Origin of the sequence: Nocardia cerradoensis NBRC 101014, from assembly GCF_000308535.1 — a bacterium.
Taxonomy (GTDB): Bacteria; Actinomycetota; Actinomycetes; order Mycobacteriales; family Mycobacteriaceae; genus Nocardia; species Nocardia cerradoensis.
On sequence record NZ_BAFW01000036.1, the window covers coordinates 1 to 11,762 of the forward strand.

An 11,762-nucleotide genomic window follows, 5' to 3' on the forward strand; every position below is an offset into this window, starting at 1 on the left:
CGACGAAATCGCCCCCCACCAGTCCGAAGATCGGGCCGAGCAGAAGCGGGTCGGCCCCGGCGGCACCCGCCGCGGCGACACCCATCTCACCGGCCAGTCCCGCGGCTGTGGCACCGTAGGCGGCGACGCCCTCGGTGTCGACCGAGATCTTGTGCATCAACATCCCCCATCGTGCTGGTCTGGTGGCAGATTACGTCATCCGAGTAGTTCGACGCATGCCCCTGCGCAACGGTTCCCACTTTCGAACCCCGACAGACCTTATCGTTCCCTCATGCGTACGCATATCGTGGAACACCCGCTGACGGCCACCCTTCTGACGGCCATGCGCGATGCCCGCACCTCGAACGCGGGTTTCCGGGCGGCACTGGCCGATCTGACCGGATTCCTCGTCTACGAAGCACTGCGGGAAGCACCGACGGACACCTTCGACATCGACACCCCGGTCGCGCCGACCCGTGGCGCCCGGCTCGCGAAACCTCCACTGCTCGTGCCGGTGTTGCGCGCCGGCCTCGGCATGGTCGACGCCGCCAGTGCGCTGATTCCGGAATCGCGCGTGGGTTTCGTCGGCGTGGCGCGCGACGAGCAGACCCATCGCCCGGTGCCGTACATGGAATCGCTGCCCGCGGATCTGTCGGGCCTGCCGGTCTTCGTCCTCGATCCGATGCTGGCCACCGGCGGATCCATGCGCCACACCCTGGAACTGCTGTGCGCCCGAAACGCCACCGACATCACCGCCGTCTGTGTCGTCGCCGCCCCGGAAGGTATTGCCGCGCTTGAGAAGTCGGGCCTGCCGGTGCGGTTGGTGACCGCCGCGGTCGACTCCGGACTCAATGCCGACGCCTTCATCGTGCCGGGGCTCGGCGACGCGGGCGACCGGCAATTCGGTCCGCGCCACGACTGATGTCGCCCGCCGCTCGGCTCAGCGGCTCACAAACTTTCGCAGAAGTCACGTAGCGCCGAGAGTCGATCTGCTGCAACCGCTTTCGATCGAGGTAACGAGTCGCGGTCGCGCACCGGTTCGACGATCTCCAGATAGCATTTGAGCTTCGGCTCGGTACCCGAGGGGCGGACGACGATGCGCTGCCCCTCGCCCTCGAAGACCAGAGCGTCGGTCCGCATCCGGCCGCGAGCCGCCGACAGATCGGTGCAGGTGACGGGGACGCCCGCGATCACCTCGGGTGGCGTATCGCGCAGGCGGGCAACGACTTCGGCAGCTGCCGCCTGGTCGGCCAGGCGCAGTGACACCTGGTCGCCGGCGTGCAGGCCGAACTCCACGGCGTAGTCGTCGAGGACGTCGAGCAGGGAACGCCCCTGCTCCCGCAGGCGGGCGGTGAGGTCGGCGGCGGCCACGGCCGCGGTGATGCCGTCCTTGTCGCGCACGGCGGCCGGGTCTACGCAGTGGCCGATGGCCTCCTCGTAGGCGTACACGAGGCCGTCGCCGGCGCGGGCGAGCCACTTGAAGCCCGTGAGTGTTTCGGCGTAGCGGGCGCCGCGTGCGGGCGCGAGCTTCCCCAGCAGCCGCGACGACACGACGGTGGTCGCGACCAGCGAGTTCGGCGGTGCGGCACGCAGGACGTAATCGGCCAGCAGCACACCCGTTTCGTCCCCGCGCAGCATGCGCCACCCGTGCGGGCCGGGTACCGCCAGCGCGCAGCGATCGGCATCGGGATCGAGTGCGACGGCGAGGTCGGCATCGATCTTCTCCGCCAGTGCCAGTAGCAGATCCGCGGCGCCGGGCTCCTCCGGATTCGGGAATGCCACGGTCGGAAAGTCCGGATCGGGGGTGAACTGGTGCTCGACCACGTGGACGTCCCGAAATCCCGCCGCGGCCAGCGCCGCCACCGCGGTCTCGCCGCCGACCCCGTGCATGGGCGTGAGCGCGATCCGGATATCGGGGCGCTGCACCGTCATCCGTTCTCCCGCCCCCGGTTCGCCGTGCTCGAGGAGGCCGCCGGGTTCGCGCGCAGTGCCGCCGCGGATCTCGTCGTCGTGTCGTGGTTCGCGCTTCTCGCCCACAGGGTGGTGGCTCGAATGAACCGGTACCGTGCGCGCGCCGCCGATCGTCTCGGGCACGGCTGCGGCTCGGGTCAGGTAGCGGCGAACCATCTCCTCGCCGAGGTCGGCTCGGGTGGCATCGTCGGGCAGCGACAGCACCGATGGCGCTGGAGCGCTCGCGGCCGGATCGGTGCGCGCGATCGGTTCGGTGACGGCCTCGATGCAGCGTTCGATCTCGGCGTCGGCGGGCGGGATCAGCTGCGAACCGCCGTCCAGATACAGCTTGTAACCGTTGTCCGTGGCGGGGTTGTGGGAGGCGGTGATCTGCACGCCGGCCACCGCTCCCAGCTCACGTACCGCGAACGCCACGATCGGCGTCGGCAGCGGGAGCGGCAGCAGCAGCACCGAAAAGCCCGCTGCCGCAAACACTTCCGCGGTGACGGTGGCGAACTCCGCGGAGCCGTGGCGGGCATCGCGGCCGACGATCACCAGACCGCCGCCCAGGCAGCGGTCCCGAAGCCAGGCCGCCACACCGGCGCTCGCGCGCGCCACCGTGGCGACGTTCATCCCGTCCGGCCCGTCCTGCAGGGGGCCGCGCAGACCTGCCGTTCCGAATCGCAACATGGCGCCCGCCTACAGCCGTTCCAGCACGCCGCGCAGCAATTTGCCCAATCTCGGTGCGGCCGCCTGCCCTTCGGCGAGCACCTCCTGATGCGACAGCGGCGCGCCGGTCACGCCCGCGGCGAGATTGGTCACCAGCGAGATGCCCAGCAACCGCAGGCCCAGGGAGCGGGCCGCGATCGCCTCCAGCACGGTCGACATACCGACCAGATCGGCGCCCATGCCGCCCAGCATGCGGATCTCGGCGGGTGTCTCGTACTGCGGACCGTTGAGCCCGGCATAGACGCCCTCGGTCAGCGAGGGATCGATTTCCCGTGCCAGCGTGCGCAATTCGGGGTCCCAGGCATCGACCATGTTCACGAACGCGGCGCCGGTGAGCGGGGTGCGCCCGGTGAGATTGAGATGATCGTTGATCAGTACCGGCTCGCCGACCCGCAGGCCCGGACGGATACCGCCCGCGGCGTTGGTGAGGATCACCGTCTCGGCGCCCGCCGCGGCCGCCGCGTGTACCGCGTGCACCACGCGGTGCGGTTCGTAACCCTCGTAGAGGTGCTGACGGCCCATCATCAGCAGGACCGGCACCTCGCCGACCTGCACCGAATGCACGATGCCCTGATGTCCCTGGGCCGTCGGGGGTTCGAAGCCGGGCAGTTCGGTCATCGGAATCGATGCCCGCGGCGCTCCGATCTCGGTGGCGGCGGACTGCCAGCCGGATCCGAGTACCACCGCGACCCGATGGTGCGTGACTCCCGTACGTGTGGCGATCGCCTCGGCGGCCTGTTCGGCAAGCATGCGCCCACGATAGTGCGCCGACGGGCCGGTGGTGCGCGTCGCGGGCCGGACACGAGGGCCGCCGCCGGGCGCGCTCGGCGGGGCGAGGGCAGGATGGTGCCGTGCGTGAACTCGTGGTCCTCGGGACGGCCAGTCAGGTGCCGACCCGCCGGCGCAATCACAACGGATATCTGTTGCGCTGGGACGGTGACGGCCTGCTGTTCGACCCCGGCGAGGGGACGCAGCGGCAGATGCTGTTCGCGGGGGTTTCGGCGAGTGGCATCACCCGGATCGGGCTGACCCATTTCCACGGCGATCACTGCCTCGGCCTGCCCGGGGTGCTGGCGCGGCTCAATCTGGACCAGGTCACCCATCCGGTCGACATCTGCTTTCCGGGATCGGGCGCGGAACTGCTCACCCATCTACGCGGCGTGGTGCCCGAGTTTCCCGGTCTGCGCGAGCATCCGGTCGATGCGGACGGCCCGGTGCCGCTGCCGGACGCGCCGTTCACCTTCGAGGCGGTGCGGCTGTCGCATCGCATCGACACCTTCGGCTATCGGCTCGTCGAACCCGACAGCTATCGGATCCTGCCGGAGCGCCTCGCCGAATTCGGCCTGGCGGGTCCGATGGTCGGGATGTTGCAGCGCGAAGGCGCGGTCCGGCTGCCCGACGGTCGCACGGTCACCGTGGACGAGGTGTCGGTGCCGCGGCCCGGGCAACGCTTCGCCTTCGTGATGGACACCCGAATGTGTTCGGGCATAGCGGAATTGGCCGAAGGCGCCGATATGCTCGTCATCGAGTCGACCTTCCTGGAGGCCGAGGCGCAGCTGGCCGACGATTTCGGCCACCTCACCGCCGGGCAGGCGGCGCGCGTGGCCGCGGCGGCAGGCGTGCGAACGCTCGTGCTCACCCATTTCTCGCAGCGCTACGGCGATCTGGCCGGGCACCGGGCCGAGGCACAGCGGTATTTCGACGGGGAACTGGTGATCGCCGAGGACCTGATGCGGGTGCCGCTTCCACCGCGTCGCTGACCTGTGCACCGGCGGCGATTCCAACTCGCCGGTAACTTGTCCGGGGGTGTGATGCGGGCGTTCATTCGGAGCTGCATATTCTCTGCGTATGCCGTACTTGGACCGTGACGGGGACGTATTCGTGCTCTACCTCGGCAACGAGGGTCAGACCGACAGCGAGAACCGCTTCCATCCCGACTGGATCGACGCCATCCACGCGAAACTGGACGAGGTCGAGGCCGCCGAAGGGCCGGCGGCGCTGGTCACGGTGGCCACCGGAAAATACTTCAGCAACGGCCTGGACACCGACTGGCTGTTCGGCAACATGGACAAGATGCACTGGTACCTGGACCGGGTGCACACCGTCTTCAGCCGGCTGCTGGCCTTCGGCATGCCGACCGTCGCCGCGCTGAACGGCCACGCCTTCGGTGCGGGCGCCATGCTGGCCACCTCACACGACTTCCGGGTGATGCGCTCGGATCGCGGGTACTGGTGCCTGCCCGAGGTCCATCTGGGAATGCCGTTCACGGTGGCGATGAACGCGCTGGTCACCGAGCGGCTGAGCAATCAGGTGGCGCTCGAGGCGATGACCACCGGCCGCCGCTACGGCGCCGCCGACGCGATCGCCGCGGGCATCGTCGACGAGGCGGCCGAGGCCGACGGGGTGCTGGCCGCGGCCGTCGCGCGGGCCGCCGCACTGACCGGCAACCGCAAGCCGAATCTGCCGGTTATCAAGCGTGCGCTGCACGGACGGGCGCTCGCGGGCCTGAATACCCCCACGACACCGGAAAATCTCGCCTTCGGCTCCTGAACACCCGATGATCATCGCGTGGCGCACAGTGCGAGACTGTGTGCCATGCCACGCAGCGGGGACGAACGCAGCTGGAGTCGCACGGACCGGTCGGCGCACCGGGCCGCGGCATCCGGCTGCGCCCGCGCCGGCGACGTCGATGCCTCGGTGGACCCGGCGGATCCGGCCCTGCTCGCCGCCGCCGATGCCGCCGTCACGGCGGCCGAATCGGATCTGATCGCCCTCTCGCATTCCCTCCACACCGAACCCGAGCTGGCATTCGCCGAGCACCGCAGTGTGGCGAAGACACTGGCCCCGCTGCGCGAGCGTGGCTTCGGGATCGAGATGCCGGTCGCGGACCTCGACACCGCCTTCGTCGCCACCTTCGGCAGTGGCGAGCTGGTGGTGGGAATCTGCGCCGAATACGACGCGCTGCCCGAGATCGGCCACGCCTGCGGCCACAACATCATCGCCGCGGCCGCGGTGGGCGCGGGGCTGGCCCTGGCCGAGGTCGCCGATCGGTGCGGTCTGACCGTGAAGGTGTTCGGCACGCCGGCCGAGGAGAGCGGCGGCGGCAAGGTGCTGATGCTCGAGCGCGGCGTCTTCGACGGGGTCGCGATGGCCCTGATGGTGCATCCGGGTCCGCTGGACATCGTGGGTGCGCGGTCGCTGGCCCTGGCCGATCTGTCGGTGTCCTTCCACGGTCGCGAAGCACATGCCAGCGCCGCGCCGGAGTACGGCCGCAACGCCGGGGACGCCGCCACCGTCGCGCAGGTCGCGCTGGGTCTGCTGCGCCAGCATCTGCGGCCTGGCCAGCAACTGCACGGTATAGTCGAATCGGGCGGTGTTGCCCCGAATATCGTGCCCGGCCATGCGGAACTGTTGTATTACCTGCGGGCAGACGATTCCGCATCCCTCGACGATCTGCTGCAGCGCGCCTCGGCCTGCTTCGAGGCGGGAGCGCTGGCGACCGGATGCACCCATGAAATCCGGGCGCTGGCGCCCACATATACCGAGCTCACGCCGGATTCCGCACTACTGTGTGCCTACCGCGAGCAGATCATCGGTATGGGTCGCATGCCGCTCGCGCCGGAACTCGAGGCAGCACGGCCGCTGGGCAGTACCGATATGGGCAATGTCACCAACGTCATTCCCGGCATCCACCCGGTTATCGGCATCGAGGCCAACGGCGCGGTGACACACCAGCGGGAGTTCGCCGCGGCCTGTGTGACGCCGTCGGCCGATCTCGCGGTGACCGACGGGGCGCGGGCACTGGCCCGTACCGCAATCCAGGTTGCGGGCGATCAACTACACAGGGACAGGTTGTTGGAGCGCAGTATTCAGCGACAGGAGGAAATTCGGTGAGCACGATCGGCCGGTCATCACCGGCGGGCCGCGAGGACGATGCCGCGGCGGCTCGCGGCGACGCGGGTTCCGGCCTGCAGAGCAAGGCGGTAGGCCCGGAGGCCGGTACCTGTCGGCACACCGGACTCGCCACCGGACGGCAGGCCCAGATCACGGCCGCACAGGCCGCGGTCGAGGCGTGGCTGAGCGAGCACGGTGACGATCTGATCGGCTGGCGCCGCCACATCCACGCCAATCCGGAACTGTCCCGCGCCGAGCACGGCACCACCGAATTCGTCGAATCCTGGCTGGTCAAGGCCGGTCTGGAACCGCGCAAACTACCCACCGGCACCGGCCTGATCTGCGATATCGGCCCGGCCGGGCCGCGCCTGGCACTGCGCGCCGATATGGATGCGCTACCGCTGCAGGAGTACACCGGGCGGCCGTTCGCCTCGACCGTTCCCGGCGTCTCCCACGCCTGTGGTCACGACGCGCACACCTCGATCCTGCTCGGCACCGCCCTCGCCCTCGCCGAAATGGGCGAGCTTCCGGTCGGGGTCCGGCTGGTCTTCCAGCACGCCGAGGAGGTCATGCCCGGCGGTGCCATCGACATGGTCGCCGCCGGTGCGATGGACGACGTCTCGCGGGTCTTCGCCCTGCATTGCGATCCCCGGCTCGAGGTCGGGCGGATCGGGGTGCGGGTCGGCGCCATCACCTCGGCCGCCGACACCGTGGAACTCGTGCTCGACTCGCCGGGCGGGCACACCTCCCGGCCGCATCTGACCAGCGATCTGGTCTACGCCATCGGCACCGTCATCACCGGCCTGCCGGGTCTGCTGAGCCGCCGCATCGATCCGCGGACCAGCACGGTGATGGTGTGGGGTGCGGTATCGGCGGGTAAGGCGCCCAATGCGATTCCGCAGACCGGCATGCTGACCGGGACCGTGCGCACGGGTGACCACACCACCTGGTCGCTGCTCGAGCCGATGGTCCGCGAGATCGTCGACGGGCTGCTCGCCCCGACCGGGGTGCGGTATCAGCTGAACTACAAGCGCGGCGTGCCGCCGGTGGTCAACGACGAATTCTCCACCCGGATGTTCGAGGACGCGATTCTCGGCCTGGGTCCGGACGCGCTGTCGGACACGCCGCAGTCGGGCGGTGGCGAGGACTTCTCCTGGTACCTCGAGGAGGTTCCGGGTGCGATGGCGCGGCTGGGTGTGTGGTCGGGCGAGGGCCCGCAACTGGACATCCATCAGCCGACCTTCGACATCGACGAGCGCGCGCTGGCGGCCGGCGTGCGCGTGATGACCAATCTGGTCCTGCAGGCACGCTGATCGAACGGCCCGTCGGGTGTGAACCCGGCGGGCCGGCCGGCTACCCCGGCGGCTACATCGAGCCGAAGGTTCCCGGACCCACGTTGCGGCTGTTGCGGGTGCGCAGCGCGTGGACGTAATCGGCCGGAGCCCCGGCCTTTTCGGCCGCGTCGGCGATCACACCGATGTAGCGGGCGGAGGGCAGTCCACCCTCGTAGGCGTCCAGCACGTACAGCCACGCCAGCACCGGCTGCGTACCCGTCCCCGAATTGGGCGAGACCCGGAGCCGGATCTTCTTGTGGATACCGAAATCCGAACCCTCCCACCGGTCGAGGCTCTGCTCGTCCTCGGCGGAGACGTCGTACAGCACGACGAACACCCGGGAGCCCGGATCCTCGACCACCGTCGCGAGCGGGCCTTCCCAGCCGATGTCGTCGCCGGCGAAGGTCAGGCGCCACCCTTCCAGCCAGCCCGTTCCGTAGACGGGGGAGTGCGGACAGCGCTTGAGCATCTGCTCCGGGTCCATATTGGATCCGTAGGCGGCGTATATCGGCACCTGGCAAGAGTATCGAATGTAGGGACCGCTTGTTTCGATCCGGCCGGGTTCGGGCCGTGCCTGTCTCCGGCGAGTCGGGCGGATGTCCGGAGAATTACCGGTAGGTGACACGCGCAACGTCACCCGTGACGCGGTCAAAACGATGAGGAGCAGGACCGATAACGTTGACGGCAGTGCCGGAGATCCCGGCCGCACGGCTCGATAGCGGAGGTACACATGGCCCGCATTGCAATCATCGGGGGCGGCCCCGCCGGCTACGAGGCGGCATTGGTGGCAGCTCAGCACGGAGCCACGGTCACCGTGATCGACTCCGACGGTATCGGTGGCGCATGCGTGCTGTGGGACTGCGTCCCGTCCAAGACCTTCATCGCTTCGACCGGTGTGCGCACCGATCTGCGCCGCGCGCGTGATCTGGGCATCACGCTGCACGTGGCGCAGGCGCAGGTGCGGCTGTCGGAGGTGAACTCCCGGGTGAAGGCGCTGGCGCAGGCGCAGTCGTCCGACATCCGCTCCAAACTGCAGGCCGCCGGGGTCACCATCCTCAACGGCCGTGGTCAGCTGATCGACCAGATCGCCGGTCTGGCCACACATCTGGTGCGCGCGACGCTCGCCGACGGCACCGAACGGGTGATGGAGGCCGAGATCGTCCTGATCGCCACCGGCGCCAGCCCGCGGGTGCTGCGGGGCGCCGAACCCGACGGGGAACGCATCCTCACCTGGCGTCAGCTCTACGACCTGAAGGAGCTGCCGGAAACGCTCGTCGTCGTCGGCTCCGGTGTCACCGGCGCGGAATTCGTCTCCGCGTACACCGAGATGGGCGTGCAGGTGAAATTGGTCTCCAGCCGCGACCGGATGATGCCGGGGGAGGACGCCGACGCCGCGCTGGTCCTCGAGGACGCCCTGGCCGAACGCGGGGTGGAACTCGTCAAACAGGCCCGAGCCGACGCCGTCGAACGGACCGCGGACGGGATCGTGGTCAAACTGTCGGACGGGCGCACGGTCACCGGCTCCCATGCGCTGATGACGGTCGGTTCCACACCCAACACCCAGGACCTCGGCCTCGAGCGCATCGGCATCGAACTCGACCGCGGCGGCTATCTGCGCGTCGACCGTGTCTCGCGGACGGCGGCGACCGGGATCTATGCCGCCGGTGACTGCACCGGACTGCTGCCGCTGGCCTCGGTCGCGGCGATGCAGGGCCGGATCGCGATGTATCACGCGCTCGGCGAGGGAGTGCAGCCGATCCGGTTGAAGACGGTGGCCTCCGCGGTGTTCACCCGGCCCGAGATCGCCACGGTCGGTGTCAGCCAGACCGCGATCGACAACGGTGAGGTGCCCGCGCGCACGGTGATGCTGCCGCTCAACACCAATCCGCGCGCCAAGATGTCGGGCCTGCGCCGCGGCTTCGTGAAGATCTTCTGCCGGCCTGCCACCGGTGTGGTGATCGGTGGCGTGGTGGTCGCGCCCATCGCCTCCGAACTCATCCTGCCGATCGCGATCGCGGTCCAGAACAATCTGACGGTGAACGACCTGGCCCAGACGTTCTCGGTGTACCCGTCGCTGTCGGGATCGGTCACCGAGGCGGCGCGGCAGTTGATGCGTCACGACGATCTGGACTAGTGGGCGGCGGCTGTTTCAAATGCGCTGCCGCGCTTGATCTTTTGCCGGCCGGAGTGCGGCTTCCCACAGCCGGGTAGCACCGGTTGCCTGAAACTTGTTCGTGTGGTTCACTTCCGGCAGAGATGTCAGTGGTGGTCGGCTGGCAGGTTCACGTGGCGGGGGGAATGCAATCTTTCCCGGGCCGGGAATCCGCGAGCGGCTCGCGGACCGCAGCAGGGTGCGGGCCGGACATCGATGAGGGACCAATGGAGACGGCCCCGTCGAGCGGCGTTCGTCGGTCGACGGCACTGGCCGAGCTCGGGAAAGGGATTGCGAGACAGTGAAACATCGTAAGCCGAGTCGGGCGCAGCGAGCGATGGCCACGACGTCGTTGCCACTGGCCACCGCGGCCGCCGTGGCGACCATCCTCGCGTCGGGTACGGCGAGTGCCGCGCCGGCCGATCAGCCGAGCGTGCCGACCACTCCGGCGCAGCCGGGCGCCACCAATGAGGCCCCCGCGCAGGGCGACAACAACGGCCAGGGTCAGAACGCGCCGGGCACGCAGGAGAACGCTCCGCAGAACGGCACTCAGCAGAACGGGCCGCAGCAGAACAACAACCAGCCGAACGGGACCCAGCAGAACGGGCCCCAGCGCAACGGCACTCCGCAGCCGGGCGTCACCACCCCGAATCAGCCGGGTGTCACGACTCCGAACCAGCCGGGTGTCACCACCCCGCAGCCGGGTGTCACGACCCCGAACCAGAACACGCCGAAGCCGGACCAGAACCTGGCCTCGCCGACGCAGCCGGGTGTGACCACCCCGCGTGTCGCGCCGCTGCCGGTGCCGGGTCAGAGTGGCCAGGTGCAGCCGGCCGTCGTTCCGGACCAGCCCACCCCCAACGGTCAGGCCGACCAGTTGAAGCCGGGTCAGCAGTCGCCGGACCAGACCGTCGGCACCCCGAACAAGCCGCAGTCGCAGAACGGCGGCAACGCGGACACGCTGCGTAGCCAGCAGGGCAACTCGACCCCGTCGCAGCAGGCGCAGTGGACCTCGCCGAGCCTGCAGGCCGCGCCGGCCGCTCCGGTCGTCCAGATGAACGGCCCGCACACCGAGGTCGGCGCCAACGTCGACGGCGGCGGGCTGCTGCCGGGCTACGTGGCCAACACCCACCACTTCAGCAACCTCGACGGCTATGTCGGCACGGTGGGTTACAGCACTCCGAACGGAGTGGGCGACGCGGGTGTGTCGGTGGAGTTCGTCGAGGCGAACAAGGTCAAGATCACCTCGTACACCCACGCCACCGGCTTCGACGATCTGAAGTCCGAGAACTACGTCGACACCACCGAGGCGAATGCGGCCAAGGCCGCCGTCGAGGGCTGGATCAAGCAGCAGCCGGGTGGTGCCGCAGCACTGGATGCGGCCGCTCAGATTGGTAGACTCCCGCAGGGTGATTTCGCTCCGCAAACGGTGAATGTCGCTGGTGCGACCACACAGTGGGGTGGCACGGTCCAGTACTGATACAGACTGAATCGACGCGTGGGGCGGTCGTTCGCGACCGCCCCACGCGTGTGTCTCGGGGAAGGAACGGGTGATGGCCTCCGGCGACGATCAGGACCGGGACGAAGGCGAGTCGGGATTCGGCCCGCCGGTTTCCGGATTCGGGCCACCGCTGAACGATTTCGGGCCGCCGACGGGTGAAACGGGTGCGATCGGCTGGGCGCCGGTCGGGGAACCGGAACGTCCCACATTGGGCTGGCAGCCC

General features: G+C 69.3%; 10 protein-coding genes. 7 read left to right on the plus strand and 3 right to left on the minus strand.

All coding sequences use genetic code 11. From position 1 onward, the window contains the following. The first annotated feature begins 271 nt into the window (after window positions 1-271). On the plus strand, window positions 272-901 hold the full coding sequence (gene upp / locus ON23_RS05235; RefSeq protein ID WP_039776723.1) for a uracil phosphoribosyltransferase: 630 nt from the start codon (window positions 272-274) through the stop codon (window positions 899-901). 26 nt (window positions 902-927) lie between these two features. On the opposite strand, the gene ON23_RS35780 is transcribed toward upp, so the two are convergent. Continuing rightward, on the minus strand, window positions 928-2,619 hold the full coding sequence (locus tag ON23_RS35780; RefSeq protein ID WP_051042038.1) for a phospho-sugar mutase: 1,692 nt from the start codon (window positions 2,617-2,619) through the stop codon (window positions 928-930). Window positions 2,620-2,628: 9 nt separating this feature from the next. After that, window positions 2,629-3,408, minus strand: coding sequence for a purine-nucleoside phosphorylase (locus ON23_RS05245; RefSeq protein WP_039776724.1), 780 nt, complete (start codon window positions 3,406-3,408; stop codon window positions 2,629-2,631). A gap of 101 nt (window positions 3,409-3,509) precedes the next feature. Here ON23_RS05245 and ON23_RS05250 point away from each other — a divergent pair, with 101 nt between their 5' ends. From ON23_RS05250 to ON23_RS05265, 4 genes are all read left to right on the plus strand, one after another. Then, entirely contained in the window at window positions 3,510-4,418 is a 909-nt protein-coding gene (locus tag ON23_RS05250; RefSeq protein ID WP_039776725.1) for a ribonuclease Z, read from the plus strand. A gap of 88 nt (window positions 4,419-4,506) precedes the next feature. Next, on the plus strand, window positions 4,507-5,208 hold the full coding sequence (locus tag ON23_RS05255; RefSeq protein ID WP_039776726.1) for an enoyl-CoA hydratase-related protein: 702 nt from the start codon (window positions 4,507-4,509) through the stop codon (window positions 5,206-5,208). Window positions 5,209-5,376: 168 nt separating this feature from the next. Continuing rightward, complete coding sequence (locus ON23_RS05260; RefSeq protein ID WP_039776730.1) at window positions 5,377-6,552, plus strand: M20 family metallopeptidase; 1,176 nt, start codon at window positions 5,377-5,379, stop codon at window positions 6,550-6,552. Between the two features lie 149 nt (window positions 6,553-6,701). After that, window positions 6,702-7,865 (plus strand): M20 family metallopeptidase, encoded by a 1,164-nt coding sequence (locus ON23_RS05265; RefSeq protein WP_039776731.1) that lies wholly within the window; start codon window positions 6,702-6,704, stop codon window positions 7,863-7,865. Window positions 7,866-7,917: 52 nt separating this feature from the next. Here the strand turns inward: ON23_RS05265 and ON23_RS05270 are convergent, their stop codons facing one another. Continuing rightward, entirely contained in the window at window positions 7,918-8,400 is a 483-nt protein-coding gene (locus tag ON23_RS05270) for a gamma-glutamylcyclotransferase family protein (protein WP_039776727.1), read from the minus strand. A 201-nt stretch (window positions 8,401-8,601) separates the two neighbouring features. Here ON23_RS05270 and ON23_RS05275 point away from each other — a divergent pair, with 201 nt between their 5' ends. Next, window positions 8,602-10,020 carry an NAD(P)H-quinone dehydrogenase gene (locus ON23_RS05275; RefSeq protein WP_223273405.1) on the plus strand — a complete coding sequence of 473 codons (1,419 nt, stop codon included), beginning with the start codon at window positions 8,602-8,604 and terminating at the stop codon, window positions 10,018-10,020. Between the two features lie 355 nt (window positions 10,021-10,375). Further along, window positions 10,376-11,518 carry a hypothetical protein gene (locus ON23_RS05280; protein ID WP_210744179.1) on the plus strand — a complete coding sequence of 381 codons (1,143 nt, stop codon included), beginning with the start codon at window positions 10,376-10,378 and terminating at the stop codon, window positions 11,516-11,518. The last annotated feature ends 244 nt before the right edge of the window (window positions 11,519-11,762 follow it).